Consider the following 15,534-nt stretch of genomic DNA (forward strand, 5'->3'; position numbering starts at 1 on the left):
AATCTCCCTAGCCGAAGCTAGACGAGGTTATTTGGCATTTGACAAGTGCACGCTGTTGAGTTCTCAAGGATCGGACGCACCCACGACCCGGCCATCACAACCAGGCCCGCAGGGCAACTTCTCAATCTTACCCGCTCCGTGGTGCCTGTCAAATCGGCGCTTTCGGATCTGAGATCCGATGCACAGCCGATGACTGCGATCCACGAGGTGGGACTCTCCATCCTAGACGTAAACGTCCGCACTCTCAAGTGAGAGAAGGATTTCGGGGAGTTGTTCTTTCCGCTTGAGGGGGGTGAGGCCTTCCGGCCTTTCCGCTTCCCTGTGGGGCGAACAAGTAATAACTTACGCGGGATCCACGCCTCCGGCAAATCGGGGCGGAATCCCTGGCGTGTCGCGCTGTTTCACGGGTCGGCGCCCCCTCCAGCACATACGCGAAGAGGGCCCCTGCCGGATAGGCAGGGACCCTCTTCACACGCTCGGAGTGCGCTTACGCGACTCAGATGCTGTTGACGTCCAGCGGGATGCCGGGGCCGAAGGTCGTCGAGACGACGCCCTTCTGGATGTAGCGGCCCTTGGCGCTCGACGGCTTGAGGCGAACGATCTCCTCGAGAGCTGCACCGATGTTCTCATCGAGCTGCTCTGCGGTGAACGAAGCCTTGCCGACGACGAAGTGGACGTTGGCGTGCTTGTCGACGCGGAACTCGATCTTTCCGCCCTTGATCTCCTCGACGGCCTTAGCCGGGTTCGGAGTCACGGTGCCGGTCTTCGGGTTCGGCATCAGGCCACGGGGTCCGAGGACCTTTCCGAGGCGACCGACCTGGCCCATGAGCTCAGGGGTCGACACTGCCGAGTCGAAGTCGGTCCAGCCTGCGCTGACCTTCTCGATGAGCTCGGCGCCGCCGACCTCATCAGCACCAGCTGCGATTGCAGCCTCGGCGGCCGGGCCCGTCGCGAACACGATGACGCGAGCGGTCTTACCGGTACCGTGCGGCAGGATGACGGTGCCGCGCACCATCTGGTCAGCCTTGCGCGGGTCGACTGCGAGCTTCAGCGCGACCTCGACGGTCGAGTTGAACTTCGCCGAACCGGTCTCCTTCGCGAGAGCGACTGCCTCGGTCGGAGTGTAGAAACGGTCTGCCTCGATCTTCTCGGCGGCAGCCTTGTAAGCCTTGGACTTTGCCATGATTATTCCCCTCAGCCCTCGACCGTGATGCCCATGGAACGGGCGGTGCCGGCGATGATCTTCGAGGCAGCCTCGATGTCGTTTGCGTTCAGGTCAGCCTGCTTGGTCTCAGCGATCTGACGGACCTGGTCCTTCGTGATCTTGCCGACCTTGACGGTGTGCGGCGTGGCCGAAGCCTTCTGCACGCCAGCGGCCTTCTTGATGAGCTCTGCAGCCGGCGGAGTCTTCAGGATGAACGTGAAGCTGCGGTCTTCGTAGACGGTGATCTCGACCGGAACGACGTTGCCGCGCTGCGACTCGGTCGCGGCGTTGTACGCCTTGCAGAACTCCATGATGTTCACGCCGTGCTGACCGAGCGCCGGACCGATCGGCGGCGCGGGGTTGGCTGCGCCGGCGTTGATCTGGAGCTTGATCAGGCCGGTCACCTTCTTCTTAGGTGCCATTTCCTTTTCCTTTCATCGAGCGGATGCATGACGCTCCCGCTCTCCCACACACCGGCATCTCCGGAATGTGGTGTGTTCTGCGCGCGTCCTTCGACAAGCTCAGGAACCGAGCGCACAAACCATCCAAGTGTACCCGATGCAAAACGCCCCGCCGGCACAGGCCGACGGGGCGTTCTCCGCGAAGCGCGGATCAGAGCATCTTGGTGACCTGGTCGAACGACAGCTCGACCGGAGTCTCGCGCTCGAACAGGGAGACGAGCACGGTGAGCTTGCCGCTCTCAGGCTTGATCTCACTGATCGAACCGGGCAGGCCCGCGAACGAGCCTTCCTTGATCGTGATGGTCTCGCCGACCTCGAAGTCGATCTCCGCGGGGATGGAGCGGGCGACAGCCACGCCTCCCTTGGACTGAACGTTCTTCGCGGTCGGAATGTCCTTGACCTCGACGAGCGCCTTCAGCATGTTGAAGGCCTCTTCGAAGCGCAGCGGCGTCGGGTTGTGAGCGTTGCCCACGAAGCCGGTGACGCCAGGGGTGTGACGAACGACGGACCAGGTGTCTTCGTTGAGTTCCATGCGCACAAGCACGTAGCCCGGAATGCGCACGCGAGTGACCATCTTGCGCTGGCCGTTCTTGATCTCGACGACGTCCTCCATCGGGACCTCGACCTGGTAGATGTCATCCTCGACCTCGAGCGTCGACTTGCGCTGCTCGATGTTGGCTTTCACCTTGCGCTCGAAACCGGCGTAGGAGTGGATGACATACCACTTGCCCGGGAGCATCCGCAGATCCATGCGGAAAGACTCGTACGGGTCTTCTTCTGCAGGATCTGCCGACTCGTCTTCGTCGCCGTTCACGTCGGGACCGTCGTACGGGGTGACTTCTTCTGCGGCGGCCGCATCGGCCTCCGCGACTTCTTCGGCCGCAGACTCGGTGAGCACCTCAGCGGCGGCTTCGGTCTCTGCAGTCTCGTCCAGGTTCAGAGCGTCGTTCACGATCGCGTCAGCCTCCGGGTCGTTGATCTCGATGTCTTCTGCGCCTTCATCGTCGGCAGCATCGTCGTCGCCTTCGATGTGCACGGCCTCATGTTCGGCAGCGGAAGACGCCTTCTCCTCCGAGGCGAGGATGTTGCCCTCTTGCGCTTCGTCGTCCTCGCTGGACTGCTCCGCGGCGGTCGCCCAGTCGGCGTCGTCGGAATATCGTTCAGACACGTTATTTCTTTCCAATCAGTGCGGCCGGAACCGCGGGAGCGACGCTTACTGCGGTACTCCGAAGACCTGGGCAGTCAGCCACGAGAAGGCGGTGTCCAGACCGTAGACCATCGCCATCATGATGGCCACGAACACCAGCACGACCGCGGTGAACTTGAACAGCTCCTTGCGAGTCGGAGTGACGACCTTGCGGAGTTCGCCGATGACCTGGCGGAAGAACAGTGCGATCCGGCCGAAGAAGCCGAGTCGCTTCACGCTGGCGGCACCGCCACCGGCGACGATGTCGACGCGCGGTTCGTCCTGATCCATCATGAATGTACCTTTCGTGTGTCAGCATGGCGCTGACGCGCAGGGCGGACAGGAATCGAACCTGCAACCTGCGGTTTTGGAGACCGCTGCTCTGCCAATTGAGCTACCGCCCTAAAGCCCTTGCGGACTCGGGATCTGCCTCTGCCCCGCACCCGAAGGCACGAGAAAAGAATGCAGACAACTGCCTGTCCAGTGTACGGCATGCCGCCCGGCGCGGCGAACCGAAACGGCCATGATTCGCTCGCGCGGCCCGTCAGTACAGCTGGACGCCGTCCCGTGCGGGCTCCTCCTCGAGGCGGAACGCCCGGCCGGTGACCGACTTGGCAGCGATGCTCACATAGTTCGTTTTCAGCGTCGGAATCCATGGCGCAAGCCCCAGGCTGTCGGCGTGCTGCACCTCGGCATCCGTCTCCAAACGGCGTGCGGTGCCGCGCACGATGACGCTCCACGCGTGCGTGTCGGTGTGGTCATCCGCTTCGAAGAGCACTTCATCGTTGATTGTCAGTTCAACGAGCTTGCTGCCCTCTGCAGTGCGGAACAGAATCTGATCGGCGTCGATCACGAAATTCACGGGAAAGACGTCGATCCTCTCCCCGACATTCGTGATGAGGCGGCCGAGCTGCTGAGTGCGAAGAAGCGTCCATGACTCGGCAACGCTCAACGCCACTACGGGGCCGTGCGTGTTGTCCATACCCCCATTGTGGCCCGAACGTCAGGGGAAGAACAGAGCGCCCTCAAGCTCGAGCATGCACCACCCGCCGCAGACGCCTACGCCTTGCGGATGAGCTTCTTGTTGACGAACTCGTCGGCTGCCAGCAGCCCCAGCTCGCGCGAAGTACCGCTGCGCTTGACGCCGCCGAAGGGCAGCTCCGGGCTGTCAGCGAGCACGAGGTTGACGTAGACCATGCCCGCCTCGATCCGGTCGGCGACCCGCTCGGCCTGCTCGGCGTCGGTCGTGAACAGGTACGAGCCGAGCCCGAAGGGCGTGTCGTTGGCGAGAGCCACCGCGGCCTCTTCGTCGGCCACCCGGTAGACGACGGCGGCCGGGCCGAACAGCTCTTCGCGATACGCATCCATCTCCGGTGTGACGTCCGCCAGCACCGTCGGCTCGAAGAACGCGCCGTCGTGGCTGCCACCGGTGAGCAGCGTCGCACCCTGCGATACGGCCCGATCGATCTGCTCCTGCAGGTGCTCTGCGGCAGCGTGTGATGCCAGCGGGCCGAGCACGGTGTCATCCAGCATCGGGTCGGTTGCCGTCACCGCTGACATGGCCGCGGCGAACTTCTCCACGAACGCGTCGTACAGATCGTCGACGATGATGAACCGCTTGGCGCCGTTGCAGGCCTGACCGTTGTTGTCCAGGCGTGCGTCGACGCCGGCCTGCACTGTGGCATCCAGGTCATCGGTGGACAGCACGATGAACGGGTCAGAGCCGCCGAGCTCGAGCGCGACCTTCTTCAGATTGCGCCCTGCGACCTCGGCGACTGCCGCCCCTGCACGCTCGGAGCCGGTCAGTGAGACACCCTGCACACGCGGGTCGGCGATGAGATCTGCGATCTGCTCGTTCGTCGCGAGGATGTTCACGTACGCCCCCTCCGGGAAGCCGGCATCCAGATAGATCTGCGCGAGAGCCGTCGATGACTCCGGGCACTGCGGGGCGGGCTTCAGTAGGATCGTGTTGCCGACGATGAGGTTGGGGGCGGCGAAGCGGACGATCTGGTAAGCCGGGAAGTTCCACGGCATGATCCCGACGAGCGGGCCCAGCGAATCTCGACGGATGATCGCCGTGCCATCTCCGAGGATCGCGATCGACTGATCGGCCATGATGGTCTCCGCCTGGTCGGCGTAGTACTCGGCGATATCAGCAGCGAAGTCGACCTCGCCCAGGGCTGCCTCGCGAGGCTTGCCCATCTCGCGCACGAAGATGTCCGCGAGCTCCTCACGGCGCTCTCGATGCAGCTCTGCTGCACGGCGCAAGAGCGCCGCCCGCTCGGCGACCGTCGATGCACGCGACCACCCTCGGTGCGCAGCGTCTGCCGCCGCGATGGCTTCCTCGATCTGCGCGTCGGTGAACGTGTCGTAGGCGGCAAGGGTCTGCCCTGTGGCCGGGTTGACGACGGCGTAGTCGGTCATGATCGTCCTCTCAGTCGTGCGGTCTTTGATCAGTCGTTCGGGATCAGCGTGTACTTCGTGGACAGGTATTCGTGGATACCCTCGAACCCACCCTCGCGGCCGACGCCGGACTGCTTGACGCCGCCGAAGGGGGCAGCCGCATTGGACACGACCCCTACGTTCAGCCCCATCATGCCGGTTTCGAGTGCGTCGATCATCCGATGCCCGCGGGCGAGATCCTGTGTGAACACGTAGGAGACGAGACCGTACTCCGTGTCGTTCGCGAGGCGCACGGCCTCTTCCTCCGTCTCGAAGGTCGCGATCGCGAGCACCGGGCCGAAGATCTCCTCCCGGAGAATGTCGCTTCCCTTCGCCACATCGGTGATGACGGTCGGCTCGAAGAACGTGCCCTCATCGTCGATTGCGCTGCCACCGGTGCGAATATTCGCGCCTCGGTCGACAGCATCCTTGACCAGCTCAACAGCCTTGTCGACAGCATCCGCATCGATGAGCGGCCCGATCGCCACGCCGTCTTCGGTTCCCCGACCGATCTTCATGGCCTTCACACGCTCGGTAACCCGATCGGCGAAGTCGCTCGCGACCGAAGAGTGCACGATGAACCGGTTCGCTGCCGTGCACGCCTGGCCGATGTTGCGGAACTTCGCCGCCATCGCGCCCTCCACAGCCTTATCGAGGTCGGCGTCGTCGAACACGACGAACGGCGCATTTCCGCCGAGCTCCATCGATACGCGCAGCACTCCCTCTGCCGCCTGCGAGATGAGCGCGCGTCCGACCTCGGTCGACCCGGTGAAGGACAGCTTGCGCAGCCGGGGGTCGGCGATGATCGGCGCAGACAGCTTCGACGACGAAGAGGTTTGCACGACGTTGACGACACCGGCGGGGAGCCCGGCCCGCTCAAGCAGCTTGGTGAAGAACATCGTCGTCAGCGGTGTCAGCGCCGGGGGTTTGATGACGACAGTGCAGCCCGCGGCGAGCGCCGGCGCGATCTTGCGGGTGGCCATCGCGAACGGGAAGTTCCACGGCGTGATGAAGAACGAGGGCCCCACCGGACGCTGCGAGACGACCATGCGGCCGGTTCCCTCTGGGTTGGTGCCATAACGCCCCGAGATGCGCACCGCTTCTTCGCTGAACCAGCGCAGGAACTCTCCGCCGTAGACGACCTCGCCGCGGGCTTCAGCCAGCGGCTTGCCCATCTCGAGCGTCATGAGCAGGGCGAGGTCCTCCTTGTGGTCCTGAACGAGGTCGAAACCACGGCGCAGGATCTCGCTGCGGGTGCGCGCCGGTGTCGCCGCCCACCCGTCTTGCGCGGCGACGGCGGCATCGAGAGCGCGGATGCCGTCATCGGCCGATGCATCGGCGATCGATGCGATCACCGCATTCGTCGCGGGGTCGCGCACGTCGAAGGTGCGTCCGCCTTCGGCGTCGATCCATTCACCCCCGATGAACAATCCCTTCGGGACGCTATCGAGCAGTGCGGTCTCGTTCGCTGCGAGTGCGATGGTCATCGGTCTCTCTTTCGGTGGGTAGTGAAGCTGTTATCGGCGACGCAGACTGGCCGGAGCATCCATCGAGAGCGTCTCGCCGCGGAAGAACGCCGGGCGCCTGACCGCCTGCCAGATCATGATGATGACGCCGAGGACGATCACTGTGACGCCCAGAATGAACACCAGCCCGACACCGCCGATGTTGGATCCGCTGCCGTAGTCGGGGTTCATGCTGTCGACGAGGGTCATCACGAACAGTGCGGCCAGGATGACGCCGCCGACGAGCGGGAAGAGCAGGGTGAACACGAACGTGCGCGCCGAGTCGAACCACTGCTTGCGGAAGTACCAGACGCAGGCGAACGCGGTGATGCCGTAGTAGAAGCAGATCATCATGCCGAGGGCCGTGATGGTGTCCCAGAGCACGTCTTCGCTGATGAAGCGCATCACCGCATAGAAGGCGGATGCCACGATAGATGCCACGATCGTCGCGTAGCCGGGGGTGAAGAAGCGCGGGCTCACCTTGGCGAAGCTACTCGGCAGCGCACCGTAGTGCCCCATCGCCAGCAGTGTGCGGGCGGGCGAGACGAACGTCGACTGCAGCGAGGACGCAGAACTCGTGAGCACCGCAAGGGACACGAGGAACGCGAGCGGTCCGAGGATGGGTCCTGACAGATAGAAGAAGACGTTGCTCTGGATGTCTTCGTTGCCCAGGCCCAGCTCTCCCGTGCCGATTCCTGCGAACGACAGCAGCGAGATCGACAGCAGCAGATAGAGGACGACGATCGTGATCACCGTGAGGGTCGCGGCGCGCCCCGGAGTCTTCTCGGGGTCCTTGGTCTCCTCGTTCATCGTGAGGGTGACATCCCACCCCCAGAAGATGAAGATCGACAGCGAGAGACCGGCCACCACAGCACCGACCGATCCGACGGCGAACGGGTTGAACCAGCTCAGCTCGATCGGACTCGCGTCGAAGGCATTGCCCTGAGCGACCTGTACGAACGCCGTGATCGAGAAGACCAGCAGCACCAGCACCTGGAATCCGACCAGGAAGTACTGCAGCTTCTGCGTCGTCTGCATGTCTCGATACGAGACGAGAGTCGCACCGAGCATGAACAGCAGACACACTGCGACGTTGATGAACGGGTTGAAGGCCAGTTCGGCGATCGTGCCAGGGCTTCCGGCGATCTGGTCGATCAGCAGAAAGAGAAACTCCACCGCTATGCCTGCGAGGTTGGAGAGCACGAGGATCGTGGCCGCGATGAGGCCCCACCCCGCCATCCATCCCACCCACGGACCGAAGGCACGGGCGGCCCACGTGAACGAAGTGCCCGAGTCGGGCATGCTGCGGTTGAGCTCGCGGTAGCCGAAGGCGACCAGGAGCATCGGGATGAAGCCGACGAGGATGATCGCCGGCACTTGGAAGCCGACCTCGGAGACGGTCGGGCCCAGCGCCGCGGTGAGCGTGTATGCCGGAGCGATGCACGAGATGCCGATGACGACGGCGCCGATGAGGCCGACCGTTCCGGCGCTCAGCCCCTTCTGCGAGAGCCCGCCGGTGACGGGGGCTGGTTCTTCGGTGTGGGGCGTAGCGCTCATGCGAGGTCTCCTTCGACCTGGGCACCGGTGCGGGTGCGTGGCACGACGATCATGGGTACGGGCAGCACGTGCAGCATCTTCGCCGCCGTCGATCCGAGGAAGAGTCGGCGCGGCTGGGCGAGCCGACTCGAGCCGACGAGGATGACCTCGCCGGGAAGCCAGGACAGGTGCGAGACGGCGTCTTCGACGGTGTCTCCTGGTGCCTGTTCCACCGTGGCGGTGATTCCGGCGGGCAGCGTCTTCTCGGCAGTGGCGAGCACCTCATCGGCATGTCCGCCTGCGACGACGCGGATCGCGCCGGTGTCGAGCCCCGGCGGCACATCGAAGGGCACGAGCGACACAAGACGAAGTGCGCTCGCGCTGTCGGCGGCGAGCGCCACTGCCTCGTCGAGCAGCACATCAGCGCCGGTTCTGGTGCCCAGTGCCGCGGTGATGCGAGGCACGGACAGTTCCGCCTGCTTCGCCGTTCCGGACGGTGCCAGCGCGACGGGGATCGGCGAGGAGTGCAGAAGAGCGGATGCCACCCCACCCAGCCGGTGGCGGCCGAAACGAGCACCGGCAGCGGCACCGACGACGATGAGCCGTGCGCCGAACTCCTCGCCCGCCGCGATCAGCCCTTCGGCGAACGACTCTGCGAAACGCACGTGCCCACTGCGGGTGAGGTCTTGCGGAAGCTCGGCCATCGCGTCGGAGAGCCACTTCTTGCCCTGTCCGCGGATCACGTCCTCGTAGGCGCGCTCCGGTGGAACAGCCGCACTGCGGGTTCCCTCCGAGGGGAGCACGATCACCAGGTGCAGGCGCGCGCCGAGACTGCGCGCGAGGCGGGCGCCGAGGGCCGCGGCATCCGCCCCTGACTCTGTCGCGGTGTACCCGACGACGATCGTGCCGCTCATCGCACACCACCTGTGGGAGCGCTGGCTGACCGGCTCGCATCGACGATGTTCGAGGCAACGAGGTGTCCCATGCGGATGGCGCCGTCGACGTGTTGATAGCCCGCCCCCGCGAGGTCGCTGCAGGCGAAGTGGATGGGGCCCACAGGGGTGCGCAGGTCGGCACCGTAGCGGTGCAGGCCACCCATGTCGAAGCTGGCGGCATAGGCGCCGCGCGTCCACTCCTCACTGCCCCAGTCGCTCTCGTAGTACACGACCGGGTTCAGCGCCTCTGGCCCGTAGTAGTGCGAGAGCGACTCGAGGATGCGCTGCCTGCGCTCCTCGGCCGACAGCGTGAACAGATCATCGGCGTGCTGGTCGCTGACGAAGCCCACCAGGGTCCCGCGCTCATCGTCGTGGTTGGTGTTGTCGTAGGCCTCATGCGAGAGCTCGTACGGGCTGAACGCCGTGCCGCTCAGACCCTGCTCGCGCCAGAACGGTCGGTCGTAGACGGCGTGCACCTTGATGACGAAGCCCATCGACAGATGCTGATGCAGCTGGTGCTGGCGACGCGGCATCGGCGGGACGAATGAGATGCGGTTGTAGAGGATCGGCGCGTGCGCGAGGATCGCGAACCGCGCTGTGACGGTGAGGTCATCGGTCGTCACGGTGACGCCGGTCCCGGAAGGATCCCACTCCAGCGCTCGTACCGGCTGGTCAAGCAGGACGTCTTCGCCGAGGCGCTCGGCGAGCCGCAGCGGCACCTGCTGGAGTCCGCCGATCACCCGCTTGTCGAGGATGAAGTCGGCGTCGACGAGATTCGAATACGAACCAGCGGATGCCGCCATCAGCAGCGACTGCAGCAGTGAGAACGCATGGGTCGGCTTGGTGAGCATCGCAGACCCGGTGGCGAAGGCGAGGTTGCGCACTGCCTCGTCATCATCGGTCTGCTCGCGCAGCCACGCATCCCAAGAGATCTCGTCCCACTCCTGCGCCTTGGCGTGAGCCCAGGGGCGATCCGGGTCGATCTCGGCGACCATCGCGTCGAGCTGCGCGGTGATGTCAGCGATGATCTTCTCGGTCTCCGCGGTGACCGGGAACATTTCGCCCGTGAAGCGCGCGGCAACGCCATCTGGCCCGACGTAGACGCTGTCGCCATCGCGATAGCGATCGAAGGTCTCGAGGCCGAGCTCCTCGATCATGTCTTTGAGCGCATCCTGGTCTGGCGAGACCCACTGCCCCCCGATCTCGAGCATGGCGCCATCGATGAAGTCGGTCCACAGTCGGCCGCCGACGCGGTCACGCGCTTCCAGCACTGCAACGGAGAGTCCCGCCCTGCGCAGGTCATTCGCAGCGGTCAGGCCCGCGGCTCCTGCGCCGACGATGACGACGTCCCGTGTGATCTCAGCCATCTGCAACTCCCTTGTTGTAGGTGCCGGTCGCGGAATCGGTATCCCCCGACCCGCCCGCGACCGGACGTTCTCAGACCCCGGCGAGTGCCGCGGCCACGATGTCGATTCCCTCATTGAGCAGTTCGTCGCCGATGGACAGCGGCGGCAGGAATCGGATGACATTGCCGTAGGTTCCGCAGGTGAGCACGATCACTCCCTGGGCGATGGCGGCCTTCGCGACCGCCGCGGTGAGTGCGGCATCCGGAGCGTTGGTCTCAGGGTCGACGAACTCTGCGGCGATCATCGCGCCGTGTCCGCGCACATCCCCGATGCGGGCATCGGATGCCTGCAGCTCGCGAAGGCGACCGCCGAGGATTTCGCCGATCTGCTGTGCGCGCTCGATGACACCATCGTTCTCGAACACATCGATTGCGGCGAGCGCTGCGGCGCACGCGATCGGGTTGCCGCCGTACGTGCCGCCGAGCCCGCCGGCATGAGACGCATCCATGATCTCCGCGCGGCCGGTGACGGCGGCGAGAGGCAGACCTCCGGCGATCCCCTTCGCCGTGGTGATCAGGTCGGGCTCGATGCCGAAGATCTCGCTGGCAAACATGTGCCCGGTGCGTGCGAACCCGGTCTGGACCTCATCGGCGATGAACACGACACCGTTCTCGCGGCACCAGTCCACGAGGGCGGGGAGGAAGCCTTCTGCGGGAACGATGAACCCGCCTTCGCCCTGGATCGGCTCGACGATGATGGCCGCGAGGTTCTCTGCGCCGATCTGCTTCTCGATCTGCGAGATCGCGCGGGCGGCAGCCTCGGGACCGGCGAGCCCGTCCCGGAACGGGTACGACATCGGCGCACGGTAGACCTCGGGGGCGAACGGTCCGAAGCCGCTCTTGTACGGCATCGACTTCGCCGTCAGCGCCATGGTGAGGTTGGTGCGGCCGTGGTAGCCGTGATCGAAGGCGACGACGGCCTGGCGCCCGGTGTGCTTGCGGGCGACCTTGATCGCGTTCTCGACCGCCTCGGCGCCCGAGTTGAACAGTGCGCTCTTCTTCGCGAAGTCACCAGGGGTGAGCCGGTTCAGCGCCTCGGCCACGTCGATGTATGACTCGTACGGAGAGATCATGAAGCAGGTGTGCGTGAACTGCGCAGCCTGCGCCGCGACAGCGGCTGCGATCTTCGGGTGCGCATTGCCGACGGTGGTGACAGCGATTCCGCTTCCGAGGTCGATGAGCGAGTTGCCATCAGCATCCACAACGACTCCGCCACCGGCAGCGACAGCGGCGATGGGAACCGTGTGGCCCACACCGGCAGGAACAGCATCTGCTTTGCGCGCGAGGATGGCCGCGGATCGCGGCCCAGGCAGATCAGTGACCAGGCGACGCTCCTGCGGGAGGCCGGGACCACCGAGAGTCGTGACGGAGGATGCGGAATCAAGGAGTGCCATAGTCGTGAGCGTAGACCCGGCGGACCACCCCTGCACTCGCCGGACTGTATGATTCTGGTAATAAATTCGCCGGAGCGTATAGCGAGGGATGCCGTGGACCAACCGACACTGCGCGCATTGCTGCACCGCCGTGATCTCCGACTTCGACTCATCACGGAGCAGGACGACGGAGTGGACCGTGTTCTGCGCTGGGTGCATTCCTCCGACCTCGCAGACCCCACTCCGTTCTTGGCTGACGATCTCGCCCTCCTCACCACCGGAAGCCAGTTCCGTGACGGGAATGCAGAAGAGATCGCCGGGTACGTCACCCGGCTGGCGGCCCACGGGATCGTAGGGCTCGGCTTCGGCACCGGAGTGCAGCAGCGCGACGTGCCTGAGCGCCTCATCGAGGCCTGCGCCGACGCGGGGATTCCCCTGTTCGAGGTGCCTTACGACACTCCGTTCATCGCGATCGCGCGCGCCCACGCCGAAGCGATCGCCGCGCAGACCTACGCGCGACAGACCTGGGCGCTGGACACCCATCGGGCGCTCGCGATCGCGGCCCTGCGCCCACGCGGACTCGAATCCGCGCTCACTGAGCTCGCCCGTCGGCTCGACCAGTGGGTCGGCATGTTCGACGCATCGGGGGTGCTCGTTCACGAGCATCCGCAGAAAGGGGTGCGCGCCGACGAGATCGACACGCTCACTGCGCGGGCGACCGAACTCCTCAGCCGCGGCAGCGAAGCCGGACAGTCGTTGACGCTCGGCGCAGAATCATTCACGCTGTTCACACTCGGGCGCACCGGACATCTGCGCGGCGTGATCGGCATCGGCACGGCATCGCTGGATGCGCAGTCGCGCACGGTCGTCACCTCGGTGATCGCGATGGCAGGTCTCGCGGTCGAGCAGAACGAACAGCTCACCATGGCCCGTCGCCGGTTGCGGACCAGGGTGCTCGAGTCCCTGCTTCTGGACGATCCGTCTCTGGCCCGACATGTGCTGGGCTCCATCCCCGCAGCCCCAATCGTGGTGGCGATCGCGGACTCCGACGCGCCGGCGGACGCCATCGACCAGTGGTGGAAGCGACAGCGTGCCGGTCGCGGCACGATGGTCCTCGACGCGGATTCGGATCTGGGTTTCACCATGGTCGTGACAGCAGGCGATGCCGGCCTGTTCGACGAACTGGCGGCGAGCGTCGGCATCCGCATCGGGGTGTCCGATCCAGAGGACTACGAGGCGTTCTCGCGCGCGCACACGCAGGCCGGTGCCGCGCTGACGCAGGCACGTTCGCAGGAGGAGAGCGCAGCGGCGGTGCACTATGCGGACACCATTGCGACCAGCATCCTCGGCGTGCTCGCCACGGATGAGGCGAGACTCGTCGCCCAGTCGCGCCTCGCACCGCTGCACGCCGACGGGCGTGATCTTGAGCACTCGCTGCGCACGTGGCTGACCCATGACGCCAGGATCGAATCCGCCGCAGAGGCGCTGGGCATCCATCGCCACACGCTGCGAGCGCGCATCGCGGACGCATCCCGACTGCTGGGGATGGACCTCTCGTCGTTCCCCGCACGCGCCGAGCTGTGGGCCGCGCTGCAGACGGCTTGAGCCGGGCGTCAGCTCGGCGGCAGCGCGACAGGAGACTTCTTGCGCGACCGTCGCCCGCTTCCGACGTCTCCATCATCGCCACCGAACTGCCGCAGTGCCCAATCGATCCTCATGAGCGCCATGATCGCCGCGGACGCCGCGGGGCTCGCGCCTGCGGGAAGCCGGTCGAGAGCCAGGACCGCATCCGATCGCGTCGTCTGGTCTGCAGCATCCGCCCCACCCAGCGCGCGTCGCGCTTCGGCGAGCGACTGTCTGACCGCTCCGATCGACTCATCCACGACCTGATCTGCTCGCCATCCGCGAGCTGTCGGCTCAGCGCGGCGCGTGCGCCTCGAGGAACTCGTACACGTCGGTCGTGTCCACGCCGGGGAACGCCCCGGTCGGCAGCGTCGCGAGCAGCGTGCGCGGGGTCTTCACATTCGGCCAGGACTGCTCGCGCCAGCGCTCCTCCAGGTCGGCAGGTGCCCGGCGGCAGCACACCTCGACGGAGTGCTTGGAGACGCCGCGGTTCGTGGTGTCTCGGCCGACGAACCACTTCGTGTCATCGAAGCGCACTCCGACGCTCACTGAGTGCAAGCCCTCGCTGGACGCCTCGACCCGCGCCGTGCACCAGTAGGTGCCGTTTCCGGTGTCGGTGTACTGGTAGTACGGGTTGAAGCGGTCGTCCTCGTCGAACACGACCCGACTCGTCCACCGGCGGCAGCACATCTGTCCCTCGATGGAGCCCAACCGATCGGTCGGGAAGTTCACGTCGTCGTTCTCGTACGCCTTCGTGATCGTGCCCGACTCATGCACCTTCAGGAAGTGCACCGGAATGTCGAGGTGCCTTGTGGCGAGGTTGGTGAAGCGATGCGCCGCGGTCTCGTACGAGACCGAGTACGTGTCGCGCAGGTCTTCGATCGAGATCGCTCTGCGCGTCTTCGCATCCTTCAGCGCCGGGACGACATGCGTCTCGGGGATCAGCAGCGCGCCGGTGAGATAGTTCGTCTCGACCCGCTGGCGCAGGAACTCGGCGTAGCTGCGCGGTTCGGCATGCCCGAGGATGCGACTCGAGAGCGCTTGCAACACTGCGGTGCGCGCATCGCCCTTCGCCGGCACGCTGCTCGACAGGTACAGCCGGCCGTTGGCGAGGTCGGCCACGCTGCGCGTGGTCTGCGGCAGGTCGGGCGCGTAATGCAGGGTGAACCCGAGGTATGCGGCGATCTCGGATGCCGTGCGCTGAGTCAACGGTCCGCCCGGGTGCCCGACCGCGCTGAGGATCTCAGCGGCGCGAACCTCCAGATCCTCGAAGTGGTTGTCCTGATCGCGCATCAGGTGGCGCAGCTCGACATTCGCACGCCGGGCCTCTTCGGGAGTGGCAGCGCGCTCGTCCTTGAGCCGGTCGATCTCTTCATGCAGGGCGAGAAGCGCCTTGAGCGCCTCCGTCGGCACGGTCTTCGAGATGCGGAACGGATCGATGCCGAGCGCTTGGAAGGTCTGCCCCTTCATCGCGCGCTCGAGAGCGATCTCGGTGGCACTGCGCTCATCGAGCGGCTCTCCCTCGAGCACGGCATCGAGGCTGACGCCGAGAGCGCGCGCAATCGCCTGCAGCTGGGTGAGCTTCGGCTCGCGCTTTCCGGTCTCGATCATCGACATCTGGCTGGGTGCACGGTCGACGGCAGAGGCGAGATCTTCGAGCGTCATCCCGCGTGCAGTGCGCAGCTGGCGGATGCGGCGCCCGATGGTGAGGGCATCGGCGTCTTCGGTGATTTCTGGGCCCTGAGCCTGTCGAAGGGTCGTCATGCGGCTGATTCTGTCACGAAAGCAGAAATTTAAGAATTCTTCACTTCGAGAATGTCCATCTGGACCCCTGAACTTCACACAGAGTGGATGTCACGCCACT

At 65.4% G+C, this 15,534-nt stretch carries 14 protein-coding genes and 1 tRNA gene; 1 reads left to right on the forward strand and 14 read right to left on the reverse strand.

What is annotated here, in order from left to right:
- Window positions 1-496: 496 nt before the first annotated feature.
- The 12 genes from rplA to gabT form a co-directional block, all read right to left on the reverse strand.
- Window positions 497-1,183: a 50S ribosomal protein L1 gene (gene rplA / locus ACN0RC_RS02810; protein ID WP_417508632.1), complete on the reverse strand. Its 687-nt coding sequence runs from the start codon at window positions 1,181-1,183 to the stop codon at window positions 497-499.
- Between the two features lie 11 nt (window positions 1,184-1,194).
- Window positions 1,195-1,626 carry a 50S ribosomal protein L11 gene (gene rplK, locus ACN0RC_RS02815; RefSeq protein WP_417508634.1) on the reverse strand — a complete coding sequence of 144 codons (432 nt, stop codon included), beginning with the start codon at window positions 1,624-1,626 and terminating at the stop codon, window positions 1,195-1,197.
- Window positions 1,627-1,816: 190 nt separating this feature from the next.
- A complete protein-coding gene (gene nusG, locus ACN0RC_RS02820) occupies window positions 1,817-2,833 on the reverse strand; it encodes a transcription termination/antitermination protein NusG (protein WP_417508636.1) in 1,017 nt (338 codons plus the stop codon).
- Window positions 2,834-2,878: 45 nt separating this feature from the next.
- Window positions 2,879-3,142, reverse strand: a complete 264-nt coding sequence (secE, locus tag ACN0RC_RS02825; RefSeq protein WP_417509610.1) for a preprotein translocase subunit SecE — start codon at window positions 3,140-3,142, stop codon at window positions 2,879-2,881.
- A 40-nt stretch (window positions 3,143-3,182) separates the two neighbouring features.
- Window positions 3,183-3,255, reverse strand: a tRNA-Trp gene (locus ACN0RC_RS02830).
- Window positions 3,256-3,395: 140 nt separating this feature from the next.
- Complete coding sequence (locus tag ACN0RC_RS02835; protein WP_417508638.1) at window positions 3,396-3,833, reverse strand: pyridoxamine 5'-phosphate oxidase family protein; 438 nt, start codon at window positions 3,831-3,833, stop codon at window positions 3,396-3,398.
- Between the two features lie 77 nt (window positions 3,834-3,910).
- On the reverse strand, window positions 3,911-5,275 hold the full coding sequence (locus tag ACN0RC_RS02840; RefSeq protein ID WP_417508640.1) for an NAD-dependent succinate-semialdehyde dehydrogenase: 1,365 nt from the start codon (window positions 5,273-5,275) through the stop codon (window positions 3,911-3,913).
- Between the two features lie 29 nt (window positions 5,276-5,304).
- Window positions 5,305-6,780, reverse strand: coding sequence for an NAD-dependent succinate-semialdehyde dehydrogenase (locus ACN0RC_RS02845; protein WP_417508642.1), 1,476 nt, complete (start codon window positions 6,778-6,780; stop codon window positions 5,305-5,307).
- A 30-nt stretch (window positions 6,781-6,810) separates the two neighbouring features.
- The gene (locus ACN0RC_RS02850) at window positions 6,811-8,355 is read right to left on the reverse strand and encodes an APC family permease (RefSeq protein ID WP_417508644.1); all 1,545 of its coding nucleotides are present in this window, start codon (window positions 8,353-8,355) and stop codon (window positions 6,811-6,813) included.
- Entirely contained in the window at window positions 8,352-9,248 is an 897-nt protein-coding gene (locus ACN0RC_RS02855) for a universal stress protein (RefSeq protein ID WP_417508646.1), read from the reverse strand. The genes ACN0RC_RS02850 and ACN0RC_RS02855 overlap by 4 nt, the downstream gene beginning before the upstream one ends.
- A complete protein-coding gene (locus ACN0RC_RS02860; protein ID WP_417508647.1) occupies window positions 9,245-10,636 on the reverse strand; it encodes a flavin monoamine oxidase family protein in 1,392 nt (463 codons plus the stop codon). Before ACN0RC_RS02860 ends, ACN0RC_RS02855 begins: the two co-directional genes overlap by 4 nt.
- 70 nt (window positions 10,637-10,706) lie before the next feature.
- On the reverse strand, window positions 10,707-12,068 hold the full coding sequence (gene gabT, locus ACN0RC_RS02865; protein ID WP_417508649.1) for a 4-aminobutyrate--2-oxoglutarate transaminase: 1,362 nt from the start codon (window positions 12,066-12,068) through the stop codon (window positions 10,707-10,709).
- Window positions 12,069-12,161: 93 nt separating this feature from the next.
- Between gabT and ACN0RC_RS02870 the strand changes: the two genes are divergently transcribed.
- Window positions 12,162-13,652, forward strand: a complete 1,491-nt coding sequence (locus ACN0RC_RS02870) for a PucR family transcriptional regulator (RefSeq protein ID WP_417508651.1) — start codon at window positions 12,162-12,164, stop codon at window positions 13,650-13,652.
- Between the two features lie 8 nt (window positions 13,653-13,660).
- Here the strand turns inward: ACN0RC_RS02870 and ACN0RC_RS02875 are convergent, their stop codons facing one another.
- Together ACN0RC_RS02875 and ACN0RC_RS02880 are read right to left on the reverse strand one after the other, a co-directional pair.
- Window positions 13,661-13,930 carry a hypothetical protein gene (locus ACN0RC_RS02875; protein WP_417508653.1) on the reverse strand — a complete coding sequence of 90 codons (270 nt, stop codon included), beginning with the start codon at window positions 13,928-13,930 and terminating at the stop codon, window positions 13,661-13,663.
- 34 nt (window positions 13,931-13,964) lie between these two features.
- The gene (locus ACN0RC_RS02880; RefSeq protein WP_417508655.1) at window positions 13,965-15,434 is read right to left on the reverse strand and encodes a helix-turn-helix domain-containing protein; all 1,470 of its coding nucleotides are present in this window, start codon (window positions 15,432-15,434) and stop codon (window positions 13,965-13,967) included.
- Window positions 15,435-15,534 lie beyond the last annotated feature (100 nt).

It is taken from the genome of Microbacterium sp. (assembly GCF_048259935.1).
Lineage (GTDB): Bacteria > Actinomycetota > Actinomycetes > Actinomycetales > Microbacteriaceae > Microbacterium.

Coding starts and splice junctions, on each gene's coding strand:
- rplA (WP_417508632.1), bottom strand. CDS start 1,183: ATGGCAAAGTCCAAGGCTTACAAGGCTGCCGCCGAGAAGATCGAGGCA.
- rplK (WP_417508634.1), bottom strand. CDS start 1,626: ATGGCACCTAAGAAGAAGGTGACCGGCCTGATCAAGCTCCAGATCAAC.
- secE (WP_417509610.1), bottom strand. CDS start 3,142: ATGGATCAGGACGAACCGCGCGTCGACATCGTCGCCGGTGGCGGTGCC.
- ACN0RC_RS02835 (WP_417508638.1), bottom strand. CDS start 3,833: ATGGACAACACGCACGGCCCCGTAGTGGCGTTGAGCGTTGCCGAGTCA.
- ACN0RC_RS02840 (WP_417508640.1), bottom strand. CDS start 5,275: ATGACCGACTACGCCGTCGTCAACCCGGCCACAGGGCAGACCCTTGCC.
- ACN0RC_RS02845 (WP_417508642.1), bottom strand. CDS start 6,780: ATGACCATCGCACTCGCAGCGAACGAGACCGCACTGCTCGATAGCGTC.
- ACN0RC_RS02850 (WP_417508644.1), bottom strand. CDS start 8,355: ATGAGCGCTACGCCCCACACCGAAGAACCAGCCCCCGTCACCGGCGGG.
- ACN0RC_RS02855 (WP_417508646.1), bottom strand. CDS start 9,248: ATGAGCGGCACGATCGTCGTCGGGTACACCGCGACAGAGTCAGGGGCG.
- ACN0RC_RS02860 (WP_417508647.1), bottom strand. CDS start 10,636: ATGGCTGAGATCACACGGGACGTCGTCATCGTCGGCGCAGGAGCCGCG.
- gabT (WP_417508649.1), bottom strand. CDS start 12,068: ATGGCACTCCTTGATTCCGCATCCTCCGTCACGACTCTCGGTGGTCCC.
- ACN0RC_RS02880 (WP_417508655.1), bottom strand. CDS start 15,434: ATGACGACCCTTCGACAGGCTCAGGGCCCAGAAATCACCGAAGACGCC.